Origin of the sequence: Prevotella communis, assembly GCF_022024175.1 — a bacterium.
GTDB classification, from domain to species: domain Bacteria; phylum Bacteroidota; class Bacteroidia; order Bacteroidales; family Bacteroidaceae; genus Prevotella; species Prevotella communis.
This window is the reverse complement of sequence record NZ_CP091794.1, coordinates 2772744-2797174: the sequence shown is the minus strand read 5'-3', so window position 1 is coordinate 2797174 and position 24431 is coordinate 2772744. Positions and strand designations below refer to the sequence as shown.

Here is a 24431-nt window from a genome sequence, read left to right as displayed (position 1 = left end):
TTTTTTTTCGGGAGCTTATTTTTTTTCTTTGTTTTTTGGCGTTATATAAAAAATAATGTATCTTTGCATTCAGTAAACCTAAAAAAATGAAGAGATACTTACCTTTGACACTATGGGGGGCGATGCTTCTCGTGATAGCTGGCGTATTGCTATGGCTGGAGAATGATTTCCTGTGGAAGTTGCAAGAACAGAACCTTTTCCTGGATACTTCCTTGTTCTTTAAGGAGAGGATGGTGGTGCCTGGCGGCCTGCTGTCGTGGTTGGGTACGTATCTGACGCAGTATTTCTACTACCCGTGGATGGGAGTGATGCTGTTGTGTGTATTATGGTTGTTGCTGATGTGGTTGGTAATGCGCATTTTCCAGTTGCCTGTACAGTGGAGCGCATTGGCTCTGATACCTGTGGGACTCTTATTGATTACCATCGTGGATATGGGCTACTGGGTGTATATGCTGAAATTGCAGGGACATGTGTTCGTGGCAACCCTTGGCACTATCGCGGTGATGCTGATGCTGTGGTTTTTCAGGGTTCAGCCTTGGCATTTCAGTTTCCGCGTGATGACGATGATAATCACGTGTGCTCTGGGATATCCGCTTTTTGGTATCTACGGACTAGCGGCTGTCTTGCTGATGGGTATCTGGTCATGGCGATTGGAACGGTGGTCGTTACGGAGAAAGGTCGGCTATATCGTGATGGCACTATTGATTGTTGTCACGGTGCCCCTGATGTGCTATAGACAACTCTATCATCAGATAAATCTGGCCAATATTTATTACGCAGGACTTCCTTTGTATTATGTTTCGGAGGAGCATCATGCTTATTATATACCTTATTATCTGTTGGCGCTGTTCTTCGTGGTGATGGCATTGGTGCCTCTGAGGCAGGTGAAGCTGCTGAAGAGCATCCTCATACAAGGCGTCGTGCTGGTGGCTTTGGTTGTTGGTGTGGCGCTGTCCTGGTTCAGGGATGAGAACTATCATCATGAACTGAGGATGCAGCGCTGCATAGAGCAGAATGACTGGAACGGCGTACTGAAAGAGGCTGCTAAGCAGCAGAACGAACCGACGCGTGCCATCGTCATGATGAGAAACCTGGCTCTGAGCCGGTTGGGACGTCAGGGCGAGGATATGTACACCTATGAAAACGGCTCGAAAGCGTATGCGGCACCTTTTGGCATGCGCTTGATGCTGGTGGCAGGACCTTTGATGTATTATCAATATGGTATGCTGAACTATAGTTCACGCCTGAGCACGGAAATGGGCGTGGAGTTCGGCTGGCGGGTGGAAAACCTGAAAATGCTGGCAAAATGTGCGCTGCTGCGTAACGAACAGCAACAGGCACGTAAATACCTGAGACTGCTGAAGCATACCACTTTCTATGGGGAGTGGGCCGGGAAGGCACCGTCATTGCCCGAACTGCAGTCGGTGAAACGAATGATGCATTATGAGAATGTGTTGAGTGGTGACCAGGGAAATATTGAAAGTTTCCTGATGAGTCGCCTGGATGAATGTACGGATACGACGGATGTCTATTTCCAAGAGCAGACGCTGCTGGCCTCATTATGGACAAAGGATATCAATAACTTCTGGTATCACTTCAATGATTATGTGAGATTGCATCCCAAGGCCCGTATTCCACGCTATTATCAGGAGGCGGCCTACCTTTATTGTATGATAGAAGGACGAGAGGGCGTGGACCGTATGCCTTTTGATGATAGTATCAGACAGTCGTTTAATAGTTTTGCGATGGCTGCCGAGCGTTATGATAATGCTGATGTGGATGTGGCACGTAGTGCGCTGCAGGCGTACCGGCATACGTATTTCTATGATTATTACCTGATGAGGCAGTTGCCGGAATATTGAGATTTGAGGTTTGAGATTTGAGATTTGAGATTTGAAAGTTATGAAGAGATATTTTTTACCTTTTTACCTTTTTACTTTTTTACTCTTCTCTTGTGGTCCCAGTGTGCCTGAGGTGTTCACAGAGAGTGAAGAGTTGCCAAGGATTTATCCTGACTACGTGGATGTGACGATACCGGTGAACATTGCTCCGCTGGCCTTTGAACTGGATGATGATGAGGCCGACGGCATGATTGCCCGTTATAAGGCGGGAAATGTGGAAGTGGTATGTGAAGATAAGATGCAACCCTCAATCGGAGAGTGGCGCAGGCTGGTGGAGCAGGGTAGTGATATCAGTGTGGACGTGTATGTGAAGCATGATGACCAGTGGATACATCACAAGCCGTTTGAAATCCATGTGGCTGGTGATAGTATTGATGCATATCTGAGTTACCGACTGATACCTGCCTCGTTTGTAAGTTATGAGGCGCTGACCATCAATCAGCGTTGCCTGGAAAACTACGACGAGAGTGTGATATATGATAATATGTTGTGCAGCTTCGAGGTAGAGGGACAGTGTATCAATTGTCATCACTATCAGCAATACAACCCGGAGAGGATGCAATTCCATGCCCGTCAGAAGAATGGCGGTACGATTATTGCTTACGATGGGAAGATTAAGAAGGTGAATATGAAGAACGACTCCATCCTCTCGGCTGGTGTCTATCCTGCCTGGCATCCCTGGCTGAAGCTAATCGTGTATTCTACAGACAAGACCCATCAGAGTTTTCATACCACCGACCCGAATAAGATTGAGGTGTATGATTTGGAAAGTGATATCATCGCCTATGATATAGACAAGGGTGAGGTTACTAATTTGGAGAATGATACGACAGAGTTTGAGGTGTTCCCGGCGTGGGCTCCCGACGGTAAGACACTGTATTACTGTAGTGCCCACTACGAACGGAAGAATTATCAGGTGTCGGACGCAACAGAACTGGTGAGCCGTTGCGGGGAACTGAAATACAATATCTATAAGAAGCGTTTTGATCCGGAGACAAAACAGTTTGGTCCGCGGGAACTGGTGTTTGCTGCTGACTCGCTGGGAATGAGTGCGGTACTGCCACGTATCTCACCTGATGGCCGATGGCTGGTCTTCACCATGTCGGAATATGGCTACTTCCATATCTGGCATCATGAGGCCGACCTGTGGATAATGGATTTAAGGGAAAAGGTGAATAGTGGACAATTGGCAACCGCTCATCCGATAAAAGGGATCAATAGTGATGATACGGAGAGTTACCATTCATGGTCGAGCAACGGCCGATGGCTGGTGTTTAGCAGTCGTAGGGATGACGGTACCTTTACGCGACCTTTCATTGCACACATGAGTAAGGACGGTAAGTGGGGGAAGCCTTTTGAGTTGCCTCAGGAAGATCCCGACTACCACAGACAGCTGTTGCGCAGTTATAATATCCCGGAGTTTATGTATGGTCCTGTGAATATTGACCCGCACACCTTTGCGGATATCTTGAAGGGTGAGGGAGAGCCCGTGAAATACGTGCAACGACTGCAATAGCCTGTTGCCTGTTGCCTCCGCACTCTGGGAACTCCTGCCGGTCCTCTGTTAAATGGCACTTGCGAAAGTTAAATTATGCAAGAAAAAGGTCGCAAAATACTCGCTATGTCGGAAAAAATGAGTATCTTTGCACGCAATAAAAATTTAAGGTACCAAAATTATGTCATCATTTATTGCAGATAAGATTGTGATGGACGGCCTCACTTTCGACGACGTCCTGTTGATTCCCGCTTATTCAGAAGTATTGCCAAAAACGGTAGAGTTGCAGACACGCTTCTCTCGTAACATCGTGTTGAATGTCCCCTTTGTGACGGCTGCTATGGACACCGTTACAGAGAGCCAGATGGCAATTGCAATTGCCCGTGAAGGTGGTATCGGCGTGATTCATAAGAATATGTCGATAGAGAACCAGGCACGTGAAGTGGCTATTGTAAAGCGTGCAGAGAATGGTATGATCTATGACCCCGTAACGATTCGTCGTGGTTCTACCGTAGGACAGGCTCTGGATATTATGGCAGAATATCATATTGGTGGTATCCCAGTAGTTGATGAGGATAATCACCTGGTAGGTATCGTGACCAACCGTGACCTGCGTTTTGAACGTCGTCTGGATCGTCCCGTGGATGATGTGATGTCAAAGGAGAACCTGGTGACCACACATCAGCAGACGGACCTGGCTGCTGCTGCAAAGATTCTGCAGGAGAATAAGATTGAGAAACTGCCCGTTGTGGACAAGGATAACCGCCTAGTAGGTCTGATTACCTATAAGGATATTACCAAGGCAAAGGATAAGCCCATGGCTTGTAAGGATGAGAAGGGACGTCTGCGTGTAGCTGCCGGTGTCGGCGTTACTGTGGATACGCTGGACCGTATGCAGGCTCTGGTGAACGCTGGTGCTGATGCGATTGTCATCGATACGGCTCACGGTCACTCAAAGGGTGTGATTGACAAGTTGAAGGAAGCAAAGAATGCCTTTAAGGATATTGACATCGTAGTAGGCAATATTGCTACTGGTGCTGCAGCCCGTATGCTCGTAGAGAATGGCGCAGACGCAGTGAAGGTAGGTATCGGTCCGGGCTCTATCTGCACAACACGTGTGGTAGCTGGTGTCGGTGTACCTCAGCTGAGCGCCGTGTATGATGTATACTCTGCCCTGAAGGGTACTGGTGTGCCCCTTATCGCTGATGGTGGCTTGCGCTATTCTGGTGATATTGTCAAGGCATTGGCAGCAGGTGGCTCATGCGTCATGATTGGTTCACTGGTGGCAGGTACCGAGGAGAGTCCTGGTGATACCATTATCTATAACGGCCGTAAGTTCAAGAGCTATCGTGGCATGGGTTCTCTTGAGGCTATGGAACACGGTTCAAAGGACCGCTACTTCCAGGCTGATACAAAGGATGTGAAGAAACTGGTGCCAGAGGGTATCGCCGGTCGTGTGCCTTACAAAGGAACGGTGCAGGAGGTTATCTATCAGTTGACCGGTGGCTTGCGTTCAGGTATGGGTTACTGTGGTGCCGCTTCTATCGAAAAGCTGCATGACGCTAAATTCACTCGTATTACAAATGCAGGTGTGATGGAGAGTCATCCTCATGATATTACTATCACGAGCGAGGCTCCCAACTATTCAAGACCAAACGATTGAAACTAAAAATATGAAACTGAAAATGCTTTTTGCCGGATTGTTGGCTTGTGCCTCTGTGAGTGCACAGACGGATGATCCTGTAATCATGATTGTGAACGGAGAGCCTGTGCTTCGTTCGGAATTCGAATATTCGTATAACAAGAATAACTCCGAGGGCGTTATCGATAAGAAGAATATCGAGGAGTATGTGGACCTCTTTATAAATTATAAATTGAAGGTCTGTGCTGCTCTTGACGCAAAGTATGATACGCTGCAGTCGTTCAAGGACGAGTTTGCACAGTATCGTAACCAGCAGGTACGCCCCGCTTTTGTGACTGATGCTGATGTCGAGAAAGAGGCTCGTAAGATTTACGACCAGACAGTAGAGCAGATTGGTCCAGACGGACTGATTCAGTGTGCCCATATCCTGTTGCGTGCCAACCAACAGGCACCGCAGGCGGAGTGGGATGCTGCCAAGGTGCGTATCGACTCTGTGTATAAGGCTCTGAAAGATGGCGCTGACTTTGCAGAACTGGCTAAGAAGGTGTCACAAGACCCGGGTTCTGCCCGTCAGGGTGGTCTGCTGCCTTTTGTACAGCATGGTCAGCTGGTAAAGGAGTTTGAAGATGCTGCTTATGCTTTGCAGCCAGGTGAGATGTCGGGTATCGTACAGTCACCTTATGGCTACCACATCATCCTGATGAAGGAGCGTAAGATGCTGGAGCCTTTCGAATTCCATCATGATGCCATTCTGAAGTTCATCGAACAGCGCAATATGCGTGATCAGATTGCTGAGCAGAAGATTGGAGAACTGGTGAAGAGCACGAATAAGTCGGAAGCTGAGCTTCTGGATGAGAAGGCTGCAGAACTGTCGGCTCAGGATATGGAGATGAAATACCTGATTCAGGAGTATCACGACGGACTGCTGCTTTATGAAATCAGCAATAACCTGGTTTGGGATAAGGCTGCTAAGGATGAGGCCGGACTGGCTAGTTTCTTCAAGAAGAATAAGAAGAAATATGCATGGGACAAGCCTCGCTACAAGGGTATGGCTTATCATGTGAAGGTGAAGGAAGATGTGAAAGCTGTGGCTGACTGCGTGAAGAAACTGCCTTTTGATAAGTGGGCTGAGGCGCTGCGTACCACCTTTAATGCTGACTCTGTGATTCGTATCCGTGTAGAGAAAGGTATCTTCAAACAGGGTGATAATGCGCTTGTAGATAGTGCGGTGTTTAAGAAGGATACCACTGTGACAAAGGTGAAGGATTATCCCTTTGATGCTGTTTATGGAAAGGTGCTGAAGAAAGGTCCGGAGGACTACACCGATGTGCGTGGTCTTGTGGTGGCTGATTATCAGGAGGCACTGGAAAAGGAATGGGTGGCTCAACTGCGTAAGAGATATGCTTTTGAAGTCAAGGAAGAGGTGTTGAAAACAGTCAATAAGCATTGATGAAAAAATATTTTGTTATACTCCTGTCGCTGGTAGCTGTTGCTTCGGCCTATGCCGATAAGCGTGACAGCATTGGCTCGGTTGTCGATGAGGTCATCTGGGTCGTAGGTGATGAGGCCATCTTAAAGAGTGAGGTGGAGGTAACTCGTATCCAGGCTGCTATGGAGGGCATCCGCTGGAATGGTGATCCTGACTGTGCTATCCCAGAACAGTTGGCTGTACAGAAACTGTTCCTGCATCAGGCAGCTATTGACAGTATCTCTGTGACTGAGAATGAGATCGCTTCTAATATAGAACAGCGTATTGATTATATGATTCAGCAGACTGGCTCCCGCGAGAAACTGGAGGAGTACAAAAAGCAGAGTCTTAGTCAGATACGTCAGTCTATGCATGATGACTTGCGTGATCAGATGCTGATTCAGCGCATGAAGGAGAAACTGGTGAAGGATATCAATGTGACTCCTGCCGAGGTGCGTCGCTATTTTAGAGAGTTGCCTGCTGACAGTGTGCCTTTTGTTCCCACGGAGGTGGAAGTGCAGATTATTGCCAATACGCCACGAATCTCCATAGAGGAGATTAACCGCGTGAAGGATGAACTGCGTGACTATACGGATCGTATCAATAAAGGTGAGACGTCTTTCCAGACATTGGCACGTCTGTATTCTGAGGATCCCGGCTCGCGTCGTGCTGGTGGTGAACTGGATTATACGGGGCGTGGTATGCTTGACCCTGCCTTTGCTGCAGTGGCCTTTAACCTGACCGATCCTAAGAAGATTTCGAAGATAGTGGAGTCGGAATTCGGTTTCCATATCATTCAGTTGGTTGATAAGCGTGGCGATAAGATCAAGGTTCGTCATATCTTACGTAAACCAGTTGTCTCGGATTCGGCTGTCAATGCGTCTATCGCCTTCCTTGATACGATAGCGGATTATATCCGTAATGGCGAGACTCCCAAACAATTGGAGGGCTTGTATGTAGGAACCTTCAATTTCGAGGATGCTGCAACGATTTTCTCTGACGATAAGGATACACGTAATAACCGCGGTTTGATGTTTAACCGTTCGGAACGTGGACAGACCTCACGCTTCCAGATGCAGGATCTGCCTTCTGAAGTGGCACGTGTCGTGGATGGCATGCAGGTGGGTGATGTGTCGAAAGCGTTCTCGATGATTAATGATCAGGGAAAGACGGTATGTGTCATCGCTAAGTTGAAAAGCCGAACGGAAGGACACAAGGCTACTATCACGGAGGACTTCCAGGTGATGAAGGATATCGTGATGGAAAAAAGGCGCGAAAAGGTGTTGCACGACTGGGTGGTCAATAAGATAAAGAATACCTACGTGCACGTCAGTGATGACTATCGCAACTGCAAGTTTGAATATGAAGGTTGGATTAGGTAAGAGTCGCAGAAGCATCAGTTTGGTGCTTCTGTGTGCGCTATGCCTTGTCGTGTATGGCGCAGCGTCGTCAACTCCAAAGAAGAAAACGGAGAAGAGTAGGGTGTACCTGGTACATGCCGATGAGTTGTTTTTTGATATTTGGAAGAATAATAATGCTCAGGTGCTGCGCGGACAGGTGGAGTTTGAGCATGACGGTGCCCACCTGTATTGCGACAGTGCCAACTATTTTGAGCAAAGTAATTCTTTTGAAGCCTGGGGGCATGTGAAGATGGTGCAGGGGGATACCCTCTCGCTGACTGGTGACTATGGCTTTTATGACGGTGACAATAAACTGCTGGTCGCAAAGGTCTTTGACAGTGGCAAGCAGGTGGTGCTCCGTAACCGGGCTACAACGCTTTATACCGATACGCTTTATTTCGACCGTAATGATAATATGGGCTATTATGATGAAGGCGGAAAAATTGTGGATAAGACGGCTACGCTGACTTCCTGGCATGGGGAATATCATACTGATTCGAAGGATGCTTTCTTTATGGATAAGGTCAAACTGGTGGATGGTAACTCTACGCTGACCACTGATACGCTGGTGTATAACACGCGAAGCAAGCTGGCTAATATCGTTGGACCGTCGGATATCGTCTCTGGTAAGAGTCATATCTACTCGGAACTGGGGTATTATAACACAGCAAAGAAACAAGCGGAGCTGTTGAACAGGTCGAGGGTGCGGAATGAAGGACGTACTATTGTGGCCGACAGTATCTGGTATGATGGTATCACAGGTGTCAGCGAGGCTTTCAGGAAAGTCATCTATAATGATTCAGTGAATAAGAATGGCATGCGCTGTAACTATGGCTATTATGATGACTTGAATGGCTATGCTATGTCTACGGATAGTGTGGTGGCGCTGGAGTATTCCCAGAAAGATACGCTTTACATGCATGCCGATACTTTCAAGGTGTTTACGTATAACATTGATACTGATTCTGTGTATCGTGTGATGCATGGTTATAATAAGGTACGCGCGTACCGTATTGATATACAGGCCGTCTGTGACTCTCTGGTGTATAATTCAAAGGACTCTTGTATGACGATGTACACCGATCCTATCCTCTGGAATGTCAATCAGCAGTTGCTGGGCGAGATGGTGCAGGTCTTTATGAAGGACTCTGTCGTGGATAGGGCACATGTTATCAACCAGGCATTCTCCATAGAGAAACTGCCGGAGGATAAGATGTATAACCAGGTGTCGTCGAATGAGATGTTTGCTTTCTTCCAAAATGGAGAAATGCACGAGGGACAGGCTGTCGATAATGTGCTGGTGGCTTATTATCCGGTGAATGAGTCGGATAGTACCTATGAGGGACTCGTCAGAATGGAAACATCGAAGATGCGTCTTATCATGGAAAAGAAGAAACTAAGCAGTATATGGACGCCCAAAGCTAACGGTATTATGTATCCGATGACGCAGATACCACCAGAGAAACGGTTCCTTGAAGGCTTCAACTGGTTTGACTATGTGAGGCCTATGTCAAAAGATGATATCTTTGATTGGCGCCCGAAGAAACCGGGAACGGAAATCAGACCTACTCGACGCAAAGGTGAAATGACCCAGGAAAAGAAAACATTAGCATTATGAGTGATGTGATACAACTACTGCCGGATTCGGTGGCAAACCAGATTGCTGCCGGTGAGGTAATCCAGCGACCCGCTTCTGTAATAAAGGAGCTGGTAGAGAATGCTGTGGATGCTGGGGCAAAGACGATTCGTGTGCTGGTCGTTGATGCAGGACGTACGTCTATTCAGGTCATTGATGATGGCTGTGGTATGTCGGAGACGGATGCCCGTTTGGCTTTCGAACGACATGCGACATCGAAGATCCGGCAGGCTGATGATCTCTTTGCGCTTCATACGATGGGCTTCCGTGGTGAGGCTCTTCCTTCTATTGCCGCAGTGTCGGTGGTGGAGTTGACTACACGTATGGCAGGCGAGGATATTGGAACGCATCTGACTCTGCAGGGTTCAAAGGTGGTGAGCCAGGAACCGGTAGCATGTCCTGTCGGCTGTAATTTCAAAGTTGAGAACTTGTTCTTCAATGTTCCGGCACGAAGGAAATTCCTGAAGACGAACGCTACGGAACTGAATAATATCCTGACGGCTTTCGAACGTATTGTACTGGTATATCCGGATATCCATTTTATTCTGTACAGCAATGGACAGGAACTGATGAACCTGAGGGCGTGTCATCTGCGTCAGCGTATTGCTGATGTGTTTGGCAAAAAGACCAGTCATGACTTGTTGCCTGTAGAGGTCGATACGTCACTATGCCGTATCTCTGGATTTGTAGGAAAACCAGAGGCAGCCCGTAAGAAGGCTGGTTATGAGTACTTCTTTGTCAACGGCCGTTATATGAAACATGCCTATTTCCATAAAGCGGTATGTGGCGCCTTCGAACGATTGGTGCCCGTGGGTATGCAAGTGCCGTACTTTATCTATTTCGAAGTGGATCCTGCTGATATCGATGTGAATATCCATCCTACGAAAACAGAGATTAAGTTTGAGAACGAACAGAGTATCTGGCAGATTCTGCAGGCTGGCGTGAAAGATGCTATCGGCAAATTCTGTGATGTGCCTACTATTGACTTTGATACGGAGGGTAAACCGGATATCCCTGTGTTTGATCCGCAGCGTGACTCGATAGAACTGCCTAAAGTTTCGTATAATCCCAACTTTAATCCTTTCGAGAAACAGTCTTCTGCTAACTCTTCATCATACAGGGAACCGTCATTCTATCGTGAAGGTGGCGTGGCGAAGGACTGGGAGAAACTATATGAGCCAAGGGAGATTCCTTCTTATGCAGAGGAGAACCTCTTTCCAGTAGAGGAACCCGCACAAGAACGTGAAACACTTATTTCAGAGAAATCTCCTGTTCATTACCAGTTCAAGGGATGCTATATCATGACGGCAGTGAAGTCTGGTCTTATGATTATTGACCAGCAGCGCGCTGATATCCGTATACGTTACGAGCGTTATATGGAGCAGTTCCGCCAGAAAACAGCCAATACACAGCGTGTCCTGTTTCCTGAGGTTATGGAGTTCTCCATGGCTGATAGTGTGATGGTTGATAAGTTTATGCCTGATTTGTTGACGATGGGGTTTGATATCAACTCTCTGGGAGGTGGAAGCTACGTCATTAATGGTATTCCGGCAGGACTGGAGGGACTTAGTCCAGACCGGCTGATACGACAGGTGGTGGCAGATGCCATAGAGAAGGGATGTAGTGATGTGGAGGAAATACATTCTGCTTTGGCTTTGAGTCTGGCCCGACATGCGGCTATTCCTCAAGGGCAGGTGTTGAGTAATGAGGAGATGGAGTTGCTGGTGAATGATCTATTTTCTTGTTCCAATGTGAACTATACACCAGATGGGCGCTCAATCCTCTATATATTGCCCCAAAAGGAAATAGAGGCATCTCTAGGATGATAATTTTGAAAAAACTCCCCAAAAATCGACGAAAAAGGCTTTTTTTGAACTTTTTTTATACATAAAATGCATTTTCTTTGCTATTTTTGTTGGAGGTTATAAAAAAAATTTCTACTTTTGCAGCAAATTTGAATTTAAATTTTCATTTATAAATTAAAAATTGTATGAAAAAGTTTTTAATGGTGCTGGCTCTTGCTAGCGTATCTGTTGCTGGAATGGCACAGGAAACAACTGAAAAGTACAGTGTTGCTACCAATTCTTTCTGGAGCAACTGGTTCATTCAGGCTAATGTTGCTGGAACTGCTTTCTATAGCAGCCAGGAAAATAATCTTAATCTTTCTAATAGCCCTCTGAAGGGTTTCCGTAACAACCTGGGTGCTTCTGTGGCTATCGGTAAATGGTTTACTCCAGGTCTCGGTCTCCGTACAAAGGTTAACGGCGTTTGGGGTCGCACTGTAAACGGTGATGACAAGAAGGCAAATGCTAGCAAGTACTGGCAGGCTAACGAGCAGGTATTGTTCAACTTGAGCAATATGCTGTGTGGTTACAATCCTGACCGTGTTTGGAATTTCATTCCTTATCTTGGTGGTGGTATTGGTCGTAACATGACTTACAATTCTTATGCTATGGGTCTGCAGGCTGGTTTGCTGAACGAATTCCGCCTGAGCCGTAAGTTCGCTCTGAACCTCGATCTGTCATTCGGTATGCATGAGCCTGACTTCGACGGTAATGCAATTGCAAACGCAAGCACACGTTCTCCCAAGTCTAAGGATCGTGACCTGAACCTCGAAATCGGTTTGACCTACAATCTGGGTAAGGCTACTTGGAACAAGGTTCCCGATGTTGACGCTATCAACGCTCTTCATCAGAGCCAGCTCGACGCTCTCAATGCACAGCTCGCTGATGCAAATGCTGAGAACGATCGTCTGAACAACCTGATCAAGAACCACAAGTGCCCCGAGGCTAAGACTGTTACTGTGAAGGAAGTTGCTACAGCTCCTGTATCTGTATTCTTCAACATTGGTAAGTCTAAGATCGCTTCTCGCAAGGATCTGCAGAACGTGAAGGCTATGACTGAGACTAACAAGGATGCTAAGTTCGTTGTAACTGGTTATGCTGATAGCAAGACTGGTAGCGCTTCTTACAACCAGAAGCTGAGCCAGAAGCGTGCTGAGGCTGTTGCTAACGAGTTGGTTAAGATGGGTGTAAGCCGTGACAACATTGAGATTGTTGCTAAGGGTGGCGTTGCTGACCTGACTCCTATCTCTTACAACCGTCGTGCTACTGTTGAGATTAAGTAATTGATCTTAAAAACGAAATTAATAAATGACCGGTGAGTTTTTGCTTACCGGTCTTTTTTTTTGCCCTTTTACCCCCCTTTTTTGGGGCTAAATAAGCCCTTTCTGCAATTTTTTCGAGAAAATTTGAAAAAAGTTCGAAAAATATTTGGTGGTTTCAAAAAAAGTCCGTACCTTTGCACTCGCTTAAAAGAACAAGATAACACTCAAAGTTACAACGGTTCAAAAAAGGGCGTTTAGCTCAGTTGGTTTAGAGCATCTGCCTTACAAGCAGAGGGTCGGCGGTTCGAATCCGTCAACGCCCACAAGAAAAGGTTCTGAAGAAATTCAGAACCTTTTTCTGTTTAAAAAACATAAAAACATCTGTTGCGCTAAAAAACTTTTAAATCTTAACTCTTAATTCTCAACTTTTTTGTAACTTTGCAACCTCAATTGAAGAGTATATTATCTAGATAGTAAAAATGGAACTAAACTTATTGACGGCCATCTCGCCTATAGATGGTCGCTATCGCGGGAAGACAGAGCCGCTGAGTGAGTATTTTTCAGAGTATGCGTTGGTGAGATACCGTGTGCGTGTAGAGATTGAATATTTTATTGCACTCTGCGAGTTACCCTTGCCCCAACTTCAGGATTTCAATCATGACCGATTTGAAGCCATGCGTGACATCTATCGCCAGTTTACGCCTGCAGATGCGCAGCGCGTAAAGGATATTGAGGCGATTACTAACCATGATGTAAAGGCTGTGGAGTATTTTATCAAAGAATGCCTGGATAAGATGGGCGGCTTTGAGAAATACAAGGAGTTCATTCATTTTGGTTTAACTTCTCAGGATATCAACAATACCAGTGTGCCCCTTTCTGTTAAGGAAGCTATTGAGCAGGTTTATGTACCCCTGTTGGAAGAGCTCATTGAGCAGTTGCACGACTATGCTGAGGAATGGAAAGGTGTGGCTATGTTGGCCAAGACGCATGGACAGCCTGCTTCTCCTACTCGCCTGGGTAAGGAGATTATGGTTTATGTTTATCGTCTTGAGGAACAGTTGCGCTCGTTGAAGGAAGTGCCCGTGACGGCAAAGTTCGGCGGTGCTACAGGTAACTACAATGCACACCATGTGGCTTATCCCCAGTACGACTGGCGTGAGTTCGGTAATCGTTTTGTAAGCGAGAAACTGGGATTGGAGCGTGAGCAGTATACTACACAGATTTCCAACTACGACTGGCTGGCTGCTATTTTTGATGCTATGCGTCGTATTAATACCATCATCATCGACTTGGATCGTGACTTCTGGATGTACATCTCAATGGATTACTTCAAGCAGAAGATTAAGGCTGGTGAGGTAGGTTCAAGCGCTATGCCTCACAAGGTGAACCCCATCGATTATGAGAATTCAGAAGGTAACCTGGGTATGGCTAATGCCGTGCTGGGATTCCTGGCACAGAAGTTGCCTGTAAGTCGTTTGCAGCGAGACCTGACCGACTCTACCGTACTGCGTAATGTCGGTGTACCTATGGGACACTCGCTCATTGCTTTCCAGAGTACGCTGAAGGGACTTCGTAAGCTGATCCTGAATGAGGATAAACTGCACGAGGATCTTGAAAATACATGGGCAGTCGTGGCAGAAGCGATTCAGACTATCCTGCGTCGCGAAGCCTATCCTAATCCTTATGAGACGCTGAAGGCTTTGACACGTACTAATAAAAAGATGGATGAGAAGACCATCCATGATTTCATCCAGACCCTTGAGGTCAGTGATGAGGTGAAGGAGGAGTTGATGGCTATCACTCCCTGGAACTATACTGGAGTTTAACTAACTTTTTTATATAATCATTATTTTAACGTCGTGTGACGGAGAAAGAAACATTAAGAACATTAGAATTTTTTGAGAATTATGGATTTTGAAAACGAAAAGAAAGACGAACAGCAGTTCACGGAAAATGCTGCTAGCCGTGAGGGTTACCAGAAAGAGTATCGCCCGGTAGGACGTTCACCACGTCCACGTATTCACACGGGTCAGCGCCCAGTTAACTCAAACTTCGAGCGCCCAAGTTTTAACAAGCACAGTCAGGATGATGAGGGCGGCTTCCGTCCAGAAGGCTTTGGTGCAGGTCTGCAGAGTCAGGCACCTCAGCGTAGTTATCGTCCCCGTACAAATAACTATAATAACAATGGTGGTGGCTACCAGTCTCGTCAGCAGGGTGGTTACCAGCAGCGCCCCCAGCAGGGTGGCTATCGTCCTCGTTACAATCAGGAGGGTGATGACCAGCAGGGATATCAGTCTCGTCAGGGTGGCTACCAGCAGCGTGGCGGTTATGGCCAGCGTCCTCAGCAGGGCGGTTATCAGCAGCGTGGCGGTTATGGTCAGCGTTCTCAGCAGGGTGGTTACCAGCAGCGTGGCGGTTATGGCCAGCGTCCTCAGCAGGGCGGTTATCAGCAGCGTGGCGGTTATGGTCAGCGCCCTCAGGGTGGCTTCCGTCAGCGTACAGCCGATTATGATCCCAATGCAAAGTACTCCATGAAGAAACGTATTGAGTACAAGGAGCAGAACTACGATCCTACGGAGCCTATCCGTCTGAATAAGTTCCTTGCTAATGCTGGTGTATGCAGCCGTCGTGAGGCTGATGAGTTCATCCAGGCTGGTGTGGTTACCGTTAACGGTGAGGTAGTTACCGAATTGGGAACCAAGGTAATGCGCACTGATGTGGTGAAGTTCCACGATGATCCCGTATTGCTCGAGAAGAAGGTGTATGTATTGCTTAATAAGCCCAAGGACTATGTGACCACCAGTGACGATCCTCAGCAGCGCAAGACTGTGATGGATCTTGTGAAGAATGCTTGTCCTGAGCGTATCTATCCTGTTGGTCGTCTGGACCGCAATACCACTGGCGTGTTGCTGCTCACCAACGATGGTGATATGGCTTCTAAGCTGACTCATCCTAAGTTCCTGAAGAAGAAGATCTATCATGTGTACCTGGATCGCAACGTAACTGCTCATGATTTGCAGCAGATTGCAGAGGGTATCACACTTGATGACGGCGAGATCAAGGCAGACGCTATCGAATATGCTGATCCCGTGGACAAAAAGCAGGTGGGCATTGAGATCCATTCTGGCAAGAACCGTATCGTACGTCGTATCTTCGAGAGCTTCGGTTATAAGGTATTGAAGCTTGACCGCGTACAGTTTGCCGGTCTGACCAAGAAGAACCTGCGTCGCGGTGACTGGCGTTACCTCACAGAGGAAGAGGTTGACCGTCTGCGCATGGGATCATATGAATAATTGACAATTGATAATTGACAATGAAAAGAATAAAGGTAATAGATGTGCTGAAAAGCACAGAATATGGAAAAGAAGTCTGTGTGAAGGGCTGGGTGCGTACGCACCGCTCTTCCAAGGCTGTCGACTTTATTGCACTGAACGATGGTTCTACCATCAATAACGTGCAGATTGTGGTGGACCCCACAAAGTTTGATGAGCAACTGTTGAAGGATATCACGACAGGTGCTTGTATCTGTGCAGAAGGTACACTGGTGGAGAGCCAGGGCGCAGGTCAGAGCAGTGAGATTCAGGCTACCAATCTGGTGGTTTATGGTCTCTGCGGCAATGACTATCCTATGCAGAAGAAGGGTCAGAGCTTTGAGGCTATGCGTAAGAATGCCCATATGCGTCTGCGTACCAATACCTTTGGCGCTGTGATGCGTATCCGTCATAACATGGCAATGGCTATCCATACCTATTTCCATGAGCATGGCTTCTATTATTTCCATACACCTCTGATTACTGCTTCTGACTGTGAGGGTGCAGGAAATATGTTCCAGGTAACGACCAAGAATCTCTATGACCTGAAGAAGGACGAACAGGGAAAGATTATCTATGATGATGACTTCTTTGGTGAGCAGACCTCTCTGACGGTGTCTGGTCAGCTGGAAGGTGAGCTTGGTGCTACTGCTCTTGGCGCAATCTATACCTTTGGTCCTACGTTCCGTGCAGAGAACAGTAACACGCCTCGTCACTTGGCTGAGTTCTGGATGGTAGAGCCTGAGGTTGCTTTCCTCGACCAGGAGGAGCTGATGGACCTCGAAGAGGACTTCATCAAGTATTGTGTGAAGTGGGCACTGGATAACTGTAAAGATGACCTTGAGTTCCTCAATAAGATGATTGATAAGACTCTTATCGAGCGTCTGCAGGGCGTACTGAAGGAGACCTTCGTTCGCTTGCCTTACACTGAGGGTATCAATATCCTGCAGGAGGCTATCAAGAACGGTAAGAAGTTTGAGTTCCCCTGCAACTGGGGTGATGACCTTGCTTCTGAGCACGAGCGCTACCTCGTTGAGGAGCACTTCAAGAAGCCTGTTATCATGACTGACTACCCACGTGCCTTCAAGTCATTCTACATGAAGCAGAATCAGGATACAACTGATGGTGGTTCTGTAGGTTATAAGGGTGCTATTGCTCCTGGTCCTACAATGCAGGGTACCGACGTGCTGTTCCCACAGATTGGTGAGATTATTGGTGGTTCTGTTCGTGAGGAGAGCTACGATAAGTTGATGGGCGAGATTGAGCGCCGCGAGATGGATCAGACACACCTCTGGTGGTACATCGATACCCGCCGTTGGGGTTCTTGCCCTCACGCCGGTTTCGGTCTCGGTTTCGAGCGTCTCATCCTGTTCGTAACAGGTATGCAGAACATTCGTGACGTGATTCCTTTCCCACGTACACCGAAGAGTGCAGAATTCTAAATTAAATATGAAAGCCTCGCCAACTGGCGAGGCTTTTTCGTTTATGCTAGGCGAATACCATTTTCCTCTATCACGATGAGGCGTCGGCGATACAGGTCACCGATGGCTTTTTTGTAGGCTTTCTTTGATACCTTGAAACGGTCGTAGATTAGTTCGGCATCGCTCTTATCGCCTAAGTCGCAGTGCCCGTCGTTCTCGTAGAGATAGCGCAGGAGCACTTCGGCAAAGTCGAGCGTGTGTTGACGACCGGTAGGCTGCAAGGTGACGTCAATCTTACCGTCCTGACGCACATGGTCAATATAAGCCGTAAGACGGTCGCCTGTGTGCAGCGGCTGGAAAATCTGGTTGTCATATATCTGACCTTGATAGCGGTTATTAATGATGGTCTTGAAACCAAGGTCGGTTTTCTGCCAGATGAGACAATCGCAGGTGTCGCCGTGCTTGAGGGGAGACCCGACAGCAGACCCGACGGGTATAGTATCAGTAGTACTGGATGTGCTGGCGTTGGTCGAGGCAGGTGCAGGTTCCAAATAACGCTCCACTTTTGCGGTAGCCATCAGGCGATGCGACTCTTCATCCTCTTTTACAAAGACGATATAATGCTTGCCAACCTCCATGCGCTGTTTCTGCTCACGGAAAGGACAGAAGAGGTCTTTCATCAGTCCCCATTTCAAGAAGGCGCCGTATTGGTTAATCCATGCTACTTCCAGACAGGCAAACTCGCCCACCTTGGCGGCAGGTTTTTCTGTGGTGGCAATGAGGCGTTCGTCCTGGTCGAGATAGACGAAGACTTCAATTTCTTTTCCGATGGCTAAACCATCGGGCACATAACGGTTGGGAAGCAGGATATCGCCGCTACGTTCGTCACCTTCCAGGTAAAAGCCCTGGTCGGCGCGGCGAATAGCTGTAAGTGTGTTGTAATCTCCTAGTTTTATCATAGAATAGATGTTTATTATATGTCAGCGGAAAGATCGCTGACCACAGGTATATCCAGAAGACCGTCACGCATGTGAATCGTGCGGTCTGTGATGGTGGCCAGTTGTTCGTCATGTGTGACGATGACGAAGGTCTGGCCGAATTTATCACGTAGGTCGAAGAAGAGCTGGTGCAGCTCCTCCTTGTTCTTTGTGTCAAGAGAACCACTGGGCTCGTCAGCCAAGATGACGGCAGGACTGTTCACCAGGGCGCGGGCTACGGCTACACGCTGCTTCTCACCACCGGAGAGCTCGTTGGGCTTGTGGTTTGCACGATCCGTGAGTCCCATGAACTGTAGCAGTTCCTTAGCACGCTCCTTGGCAGCCTTATTGGATGTGCCAGCGATATAGGCTGGAATCATGATATTCTCGATAGCCGTGAATTCAGGCAGCAATTGATGAAACTGAAACACAAAGCCTAAGTGACGATTGCGGAAATCGGCAAGGGCTTTTTGGGAAAGGGCGGTGGTGTCGATGCCATCGACACATACAGAACCAGTATCTGGTTTATCCAATGTGCCGATGATTTGCAGCAGGGTGGTCTTTCCGGCACCGCTGGGGCCTACAATACTTACCACCTCTCCTTTGTCGATATGGAGGTCGATGCCTTTTAGCACCTGTAATGAGCCGAAACTCTTGGTTATATTCTTTATGTCTATCATTTTATTATGGGTCTAATGGGTCTAATGGGTCTAATGGGGATGATGAGCTTAATGGGCTTTGTTGGATTTGTGTATCCAGCGTAGCAATGTATCATAGATACTATTCTCCTCATGGTGCTGAGCCTCGGTGAAGCTCATCTTCTCTTCCTTCGTATTACCATACTGGTCGGGGAAGATAATCATGAGATTTGTACCCGAGAAATATTTCGTCAACTCATCCGGCAGACGGTCGAGCGCGTTCTTGTAACTGATGGTTCCCTTACGGGCTGTAACTACTACCAACAAGTTGTCGGGACCGATATGACTGGCCAGTTGAGGCAGTTCATTCCAGTGTGCCATATAGGTGTACTTGGCACGTACGTTGGGATGCTGACTATTGATGTACTGCTGAATCAGTTCCATGGATTCATTGCGGCCATGAAACTGAATGCGACAATCCAACTGGCCAGCAAACCGGCACAGACGTTCCAGCCAGCGATGGAAGCCAGGCTCATATTCCGCCCTGCTTGGTACGGCTACCTGAATCTGGCGAAGGGTACTGAGCGGCTGGGTGAATCGCATAAGAAGAATCTGACGGTTCAGACCATTGTAGAGACTCTGTATGAACTCACCCCAGAACTTGCTGCTTACCTCAGTATGGACGTGCATACCCATGACTACCTCAGAACAACCACTCTCGCGGAAGGCGTGCTTGATGCCGTTGGCGATGTTAGTGGCCAGTCTGACCTGCGTCTGTACCTGCACTTCTGAAGCGCTGGCCTGATGCTGCAGTTTTTCCAAAAGCCGAATGCCCTTCTCCCGTTCTTGAATGCTGCCCTCGCCGTCATACACCACATTGAGAGCTACGAGTTCACGCTTCAGTTTCTGGTTGCGGGTGAGAAGAGCCAACTCCAGCAGTTGCGGTGCAATCTCAGGATATTTCACGCATACCATGATACGTTCATCATCAGATGCAGCCCCGTCTCCGGCCCCTCCTTGCAAGGGTGGAGCGTAGTTACTCACCGTTATTTCTTGCGAAGCCCGTTCTGTAGTCAGTGTTGAGATGATACAAGTGACCAATATCATGATGACTACACCATTCAGCATATGATCATCAGCCAATGCCACGTTTGCGTCAACCATCAGTCTGCGACCTACCATCACCATCGCGATGGCACCGGCAGCATGTGCAGATGTCAGTCCAAACATCATTTTTCCCTCCGATTTCGTCAGACGGAACATCAGTGCTGAGATGTATGCAGCCAATGCTTTTCCGAATGTGCCGAAGAACGCTATGAGGAACATGATACCCCAGACCTCCAGACCGTCAGCCAACGACTGCAGGTTGATAAGCATACCTACGCCAATCAGGAAATAGGGGATAAAGATGGCATTACCGATGAACTCGATACGATTCATCAAGGGTGATACATGAGGGATGTATCTGTTGATAATCAATCCGGAGAAGAAAGCACCAAAGATGCCCTCCAGTCCGATGAGTGCCGACAGTGCTGCACTGATGAACATCACAGCCATGACGAAGATATACTGCATTACCGCATCACTATAGCGGCGCAGAAAATAGCGCGTCAGACGGGGGATAATCAGAATGCTGCCTGCACAGAAGGCGGCAAATTTTGCCACAAACAGCAACCAGAACAGCCACCCGCTATCCTCGCTGAATGTACCTACCAGTCCTGCTAACATGACCAGTGCCAGGAAAAGCGACAGCATGGAAGAACCTACGCTGAGCATTACGCTGGAGTTGCGCTGCAGGCCATAACGCCCGATGATAGGGTAGGCCACCAGCGTGTTTGACGCCATGATACATCCTAAGAGGAATGAAGCCCGTCCGCTATAGCCCAGGATGCTGATTGACATCACATAGGTCAGGATTAGTGGTACAAAACAAGTGAGAAGTCCGAAGATGACCAGTCGGTTGGAGTTTTTCTTGATACTTTCCAGGTCCATCTCAAGACCGGCAAGGAACATAATGTAATAGAGTCCTACCTGTCCGAAAACCTCAAACGACGTGTCGCGTGACAATAGGTTGAACCCGTATTCACCTATCAGCACACCTGCCAGTACCATGCCAATGATATGCGGGATGCGCAACTTACTCATCACGATAGGCGCGAAGAGAATGATGAGCAGCACCACGAAAAATATCATGGTTGGGTCTTGTATGAGTGGCTCTATCTTGATTTGTGCTTCCATTTTGTTGGCAAAGGTACAAAATTTTCTGTCAATTTGATACATAATTGGCGGAAAAGTTGTAAATTTGCACCCAATTTTAAACTTGAGTGATATGAAAGTAGCAATTGTTGGCGCCTCAGGCGCAGTAGGGCAGGAGTTCTTGAGACTGCTCGACGAGAGAAATTTCCCGATGGATGAATTGGTGTTGTTTGGTTCTGAGCGTTCTGCAGGCACCAAATATACCTTCCGTGGCAAGGAATTGACAGTGAAACTTCTTCAGCACAATGATGACTTTAAGGACATCGATATCGCCTTCACCTCTGCCGGTGCTGGTACAAGTAAGGAGTTTGCCGAGGATATCACCAAGTATGGCTGTGTGATGATTGACAACTCAAGCGCTTTCCGTATGGACGATGACGTACCCTTGGTTGTGCCCGAGTGTAATGCAGAGGATGCCCTGAAGCGTCCCCGTGGCATTATTGCCAATCCTAACTGCACAACGATTATGATGGTTGTCGTACTGCAGCCTTTGGAGAACCTCAGCCACATCAAGCGCATCCATGTTTCTTCTTATCAGAGTGCTTCAGGTGCAGGTGCCGCTGCTATGGCTGAATTACAGCAGCAGTACAAGGAAATCGTTGAGGGCGGTGAGGTGAAGACCATCAAGAAGTTCCCCCATCAGTTGGCATATAACGTGATTCCTCAGATTGACGTGTTCCAGCCCAATGGCTATACCAAGGAGGAGATGAAGATGTACAACGAGACACAGAAGATTATGCATACCGATGCTAAGTGCTCGGCTACATGTGTTCGTGTATCTTCTTTGCGCTCTCACTCTGAGTCTGTATGGATTGAGACCGAGCGTCCTCTCAGTGTAGAGGAGGCACAGAAGGCTATCGCTGCAGCTCCTGGCTGTACTTTGGTTGACGATCCTGCTAACCTCGTTTACCCCATGCCTCTTGAGACAGCAGGTAAGGATGATGTCTATGTAGGTCGTGTACGTAAGGATATCTCTGACGAGAACGGACTGACCTTCTGGCTTTCTGGCGACCAGATCCGTAAGGGTGCTGCCCTGAATGCAGTCCAGATTGGTGAGTATCTGATTAAGGTTGGTAATGTGAAGTAAGCATTTCCAATTATTTCCATAGAACTGCGTGCTCTCAGAAACAAGGAGAGTACGCAGTTTATTTATGGTAAAATAAGACAATAAAATCGAAATACTTGATACTGAGTATTGTGGAATAGAAAAAGATTTCGTAACTTTGCCGCCGCAGAATGCATTTTAATTTAATACGATTTTTATATATGAAGACTAATACGTTTATGAGGACGCTTTTCCAGATTGCTTTCCTTTTATTGATAAACAGTAACTTGATGGCGCAGACTGACTCTATTACAGTGCGCGTCAAGGGAATGCGCTGTGAAGAGTGTGCGCATAAAGTGAAGAATGTGGTGAAGAAACTGCCTGGTATTGAGGGTGTATCCTTCAATATTGAACGTCGTACGGCTACTATCGCTTATGACCGTGCGCAGACCTGCGTAGACAGTATTCAAGCTCGTCTGGCTGCCACGGGTCGTTATAAGGCCTCTTCTTACAGTCCCAATGATACCATCATTCGTGGCATGGGCCTGCGTATTGCTGATATGCATTGTCAGAACTGCTATAATCGCATCAGTCAGCGTCTGCAGACGATGGTTGGCATCGACAGTATGGCTCCTCATCTGGACAAGCAGTATGTTTTTGTGCGCTATGATGCCAATCGTACCAGTAAGGGCGAGATTCGTCGGGCTTTGGGTGAACTGGGTTTCACACCAGTGAATTACTACAGTGGTCCAAAGGTGGCCTATGCCTATTATAATATCCCTGCCAGTCAGGTGAATCAGGCTACGATAGATGAAGTTATCATCGTGGATGGGGTAGAGGATGCCAATGTCAACAGCCGGCAGAACGCGCTTGCCGTGACCTATTTCACCGATGAGACCACTGCCGATAAACTTGCTGCCGACATCAAGGCCGCAGGCATTGATATCGTGGTGCCGCCTGCCCATGAGTGTGACGAGAAATAATGATTCAGAAAAACGAAAAAAAAAAACGATAGAAATGAAATTAACAAAGAGAATGATGGCCTTCGTGGCTGCAACAATTTTTGTGTCGACATCCGTGATGGCTGGCGACGGAACAAAAGAGAATCCCTTCACTGTGAGTGAACTGAATGCGCAGAAAGAGTTACTGACTGCCAATGCTCAGACGGTCTGGGTGAAAGCTGATCTGAAAGGACTGGGTGTTGATGGTTCAAAGACGATGAATAGTGGTGATGAGTGTGCTGCCCTTTTTGGCGATGCTACTGGTGAATTCGTGGCATATAGTTGGCAGATCTTAGGACAGCTGGATTTAACAGATCTGACGAATACTAAGGATCTGCTGATTAGTCTGACCTATGGCACCACGGGGCATGCTTATGGAAATTCGGCAAATCCCCAATATGCTTCTGATTATGAGGCGAAAACAGTTACCGATGCCCACTTCTCATTAGCAGAAGTTCATGGTGCCCTTTCTTTGGAGATAAAGAATGGCTATCGTGGATTCCATATTGCCAGTTGCTATGTGGTACCAAAAGATGTTGTGGCTGCCAGAGTGAATTCAAACTATAACGCTGCAAAAGGCGCTACTATAGCCTATGGCTATTATGATGGTGCTGAGGCAGACAAGACCTATATTATGAATAAGAATACGGCCTTGGTGTTGATGGCCTATGATGGTACCTATGATTTTGTATTGTCTGCTGGCTATTACGAGCAGATTAACAGTAATGGACTGAATGGTGGTGAGAAGGCTGGCGTGAATACCATTCCTATGAAGAATAACGCATTGCGTTATCATTACCGTTTCATTGCTAATGGCGAGAAGGTGGGATTCGAGCGCAACTGTGATGAGTCAACTGATGTCAACCTGGAGTCGAAAGACGAGGTCTATCTGACCATCAATGGTGCCGACACTCACTTCTTTGGCAACTGGACATGGGAAACTGAAGACAAGAAATGGATATCGTGGGCTGGTAATAAGATTAGTGACTACCATGCAGTTAACGCCATCTCGGCTATTCCTTCAGAGGCTTCGTCTGCAGAAGATATCTATTCTTTGCAGGGCGTTCGTATGAACAAGTTGAAGAAAGGCTTGAATATCGTCAACGGTAAGAAAGTGGTGATGAAATAACTCAC

Annotated in this window: 17 protein-coding genes and 1 tRNA gene; 15 read left to right on the top strand and 3 right to left on the bottom strand. The window is 47.4% G+C overall.

Features of this window, described 5'->3' with window-relative positions; genetic code table 11:
• Window positions 1-86: 86 nt before the first annotated feature.
• The 12 genes from L6466_RS11325 (at window position 87) to asnS (ending at window position 17401) form a co-directional block, all read left to right on the top strand.
• Window positions 87-1862: a DUF6057 family protein gene (locus L6466_RS11325; RefSeq protein ID WP_237802832.1), complete on the top strand. Its 1776-nt coding sequence runs from the start codon at window positions 87-89 to the stop codon at window positions 1860-1862.
• Between the two features lie 40 nt (window positions 1863-1902).
• Window positions 1903-3417 carry a TolB family protein gene (locus L6466_RS11320; RefSeq protein WP_237802834.1) on the top strand — a complete coding sequence of 505 codons (1515 nt, stop codon included), beginning with the start codon at window positions 1903-1905 and terminating at the stop codon, window positions 3415-3417.
• A 160-nt stretch (window positions 3418-3577) separates the two neighbouring features.
• On the top strand, window positions 3578-5059 hold the full coding sequence (guaB, locus tag L6466_RS11315; RefSeq protein WP_091815299.1) for an IMP dehydrogenase: 1482 nt from the start codon (window positions 3578-3580) through the stop codon (window positions 5057-5059).
• Between the two features lie 10 nt (window positions 5060-5069).
• Window positions 5070-6488 carry a peptidylprolyl isomerase gene (locus L6466_RS11310; protein WP_237802835.1) on the top strand — a complete coding sequence of 473 codons (1419 nt, stop codon included), beginning with the start codon at window positions 5070-5072 and terminating at the stop codon, window positions 6486-6488.
• The gene (locus tag L6466_RS11305) at window positions 6488-7888 is read left to right on the top strand and encodes a peptidylprolyl isomerase (RefSeq protein ID WP_237802836.1); all 1401 of its coding nucleotides are present in this window, start codon (window positions 6488-6490) and stop codon (window positions 7886-7888) included. Before L6466_RS11310 ends, L6466_RS11305 begins: the two co-directional genes overlap by 1 nt.
• Window positions 7869-9524, top strand: coding sequence for an OstA-like protein (locus L6466_RS11300; protein ID WP_091815289.1), 1656 nt, complete (start codon window positions 7869-7871; stop codon window positions 9522-9524). The genes L6466_RS11305 and L6466_RS11300 overlap by 20 nt, the downstream gene beginning before the upstream one ends.
• On the top strand, window positions 9521-11368 hold the full coding sequence (gene mutL, locus L6466_RS11295) for a DNA mismatch repair endonuclease MutL (protein ID WP_237802837.1): 1848 nt from the start codon (window positions 9521-9523) through the stop codon (window positions 11366-11368). Before L6466_RS11300 ends, mutL begins: the two co-directional genes overlap by 4 nt.
• A 164-nt stretch (window positions 11369-11532) precedes the next feature.
• Entirely contained in the window at window positions 11533-12669 is a 1137-nt protein-coding gene (locus L6466_RS11290) for an OmpA family protein (RefSeq protein ID WP_237802838.1), read from the top strand.
• Between the two features lie 227 nt (window positions 12670-12896).
• A tRNA-Val gene (locus L6466_RS11285) sits at window positions 12897-12971 on the top strand.
• Between the two features lie 156 nt (window positions 12972-13127).
• Complete coding sequence (purB, locus tag L6466_RS11280) at window positions 13128-14474, top strand: adenylosuccinate lyase (RefSeq protein WP_091815279.1); 1347 nt, start codon at window positions 13128-13130, stop codon at window positions 14472-14474.
• An 81-nt stretch (window positions 14475-14555) separates the two neighbouring features.
• Window positions 14556-15941: a pseudouridine synthase gene (locus L6466_RS11275; RefSeq protein WP_091815275.1), complete on the top strand. Its 1386-nt coding sequence runs from the start codon at window positions 14556-14558 to the stop codon at window positions 15939-15941.
• A gap of 20 nt (window positions 15942-15961) precedes the next feature.
• A complete protein-coding gene (gene asnS, locus L6466_RS11270) occupies window positions 15962-17401 on the top strand; it encodes an asparagine--tRNA ligase (protein ID WP_091815272.1) in 1440 nt (479 codons plus the stop codon).
• A 41-nt stretch (window positions 17402-17442) separates the two neighbouring features.
• On the opposite strand, the gene L6466_RS11265 is transcribed toward asnS, so the two are convergent.
• From L6466_RS11265 to L6466_RS11255, 3 genes are read right to left on the bottom strand one after another with little or no spacing between them, the layout of a single operon-like run.
• Window positions 17443-18339, bottom strand: a complete 897-nt coding sequence (locus L6466_RS11265; protein ID WP_091815269.1) for a CvfB family protein — start codon at window positions 18337-18339, stop codon at window positions 17443-17445.
• A 14-nt stretch (window positions 18340-18353) separates the two neighbouring features.
• Window positions 18354-19037 carry an ABC transporter ATP-binding protein gene (locus L6466_RS11260; protein WP_091852246.1) on the bottom strand — a complete coding sequence of 228 codons (684 nt, stop codon included), beginning with the start codon at window positions 19035-19037 and terminating at the stop codon, window positions 18354-18356.
• Between the two features lie 48 nt (window positions 19038-19085).
• Window positions 19086-21233, bottom strand: a complete 2148-nt coding sequence (locus L6466_RS11255) for a cation:proton antiporter (protein WP_237794956.1) — start codon at window positions 21231-21233, stop codon at window positions 19086-19088.
• A 91-nt stretch (window positions 21234-21324) separates the two neighbouring features.
• Here L6466_RS11255 and L6466_RS11250 point away from each other — a divergent pair, with 91 nt between their 5' ends.
• The 3 genes from L6466_RS11250 to L6466_RS11240 all read left to right on the top strand — a co-directional run bounded on the left by L6466_RS11250 (window position 21325) and on the right by L6466_RS11240 (window position 24426).
• Window positions 21325-22338 carry an aspartate-semialdehyde dehydrogenase gene (locus tag L6466_RS11250; protein WP_091852251.1) on the top strand — a complete coding sequence of 338 codons (1014 nt, stop codon included), beginning with the start codon at window positions 21325-21327 and terminating at the stop codon, window positions 22336-22338.
• 179 nt (window positions 22339-22517) lie between these two features.
• Entirely contained in the window at window positions 22518-23279 is a 762-nt protein-coding gene (locus tag L6466_RS11245) for a heavy-metal-associated domain-containing protein (RefSeq protein WP_237794966.1), read from the top strand.
• A 34-nt stretch (window positions 23280-23313) separates the two neighbouring features.
• Entirely contained in the window at window positions 23314-24426 is a 1113-nt protein-coding gene (locus L6466_RS11240) for a hypothetical protein (protein ID WP_237802839.1), read from the top strand.
• The last annotated feature ends 5 nt before the right edge of the window (window positions 24427-24431 follow it).

Bases quoted from the DNA above. Each gene is read 5' to 3' on its own strand.
- L6466_RS11320 (WP_237802834.1), top strand. From the start codon at position 1,903: ATGAAGAGATATTTTTTACCTTTTTACCTTTTTACTTTTTTACTCTTC.
- L6466_RS11300 (WP_091815289.1), top strand. From the start codon at position 7,869: ATGAAGGTTGGATTAGGTAAGAGTCGCAGAAGCATCAGTTTGGTGCTT.
- L6466_RS11240 (WP_237802839.1), top strand. From the start codon at position 23,314: ATGAAATTAACAAAGAGAATGATGGCCTTCGTGGCTGCAACAATTTTT.
- L6466_RS11255 (WP_237794956.1), bottom strand. From the start codon at position 21,233: ATGGAAGCACAAATCAAGATAGAGCCACTCATACAAGACCCAACCATG.
- L6466_RS11250 (WP_091852251.1), top strand. From the start codon at position 21,325: ATGAAAGTAGCAATTGTTGGCGCCTCAGGCGCAGTAGGGCAGGAGTTC.
- mutL (WP_237802837.1), top strand. From the start codon at position 9,521: ATGAGTGATGTGATACAACTACTGCCGGATTCGGTGGCAAACCAGATT.
- purB (WP_091815279.1), top strand. From the start codon at position 13,128: ATGGAACTAAACTTATTGACGGCCATCTCGCCTATAGATGGTCGCTAT.
- guaB (WP_091815299.1), top strand. From the start codon at position 3,578: ATGTCATCATTTATTGCAGATAAGATTGTGATGGACGGCCTCACTTTC.
- L6466_RS11305 (WP_237802836.1), top strand. From the start codon at position 6,488: ATGAAAAAATATTTTGTTATACTCCTGTCGCTGGTAGCTGTTGCTTCG.
- L6466_RS11290 (WP_237802838.1), top strand. From the start codon at position 11,533: ATGAAAAAGTTTTTAATGGTGCTGGCTCTTGCTAGCGTATCTGTTGCT.
- L6466_RS11310 (WP_237802835.1), top strand. From the start codon at position 5,070: ATGAAACTGAAAATGCTTTTTGCCGGATTGTTGGCTTGTGCCTCTGTG.
- L6466_RS11265 (WP_091815269.1), bottom strand. From the start codon at position 18,339: ATGATAAAACTAGGAGATTACAACACACTTACAGCTATTCGCCGCGCC.
- L6466_RS11275 (WP_091815275.1), top strand. From the start codon at position 14,556: ATGGATTTTGAAAACGAAAAGAAAGACGAACAGCAGTTCACGGAAAAT.
- L6466_RS11245 (WP_237794966.1), top strand. From the start codon at position 22,518: ATGAAGACTAATACGTTTATGAGGACGCTTTTCCAGATTGCTTTCCTT.
- L6466_RS11260 (WP_091852246.1), bottom strand. From the start codon at position 19,037: ATGATAGACATAAAGAATATAACCAAGAGTTTCGGCTCATTACAGGTG.
- L6466_RS11325 (WP_237802832.1), top strand. From the start codon at position 87: ATGAAGAGATACTTACCTTTGACACTATGGGGGGCGATGCTTCTCGTG.
- asnS (WP_091815272.1), top strand. From the start codon at position 15,962: ATGAAAAGAATAAAGGTAATAGATGTGCTGAAAAGCACAGAATATGGA.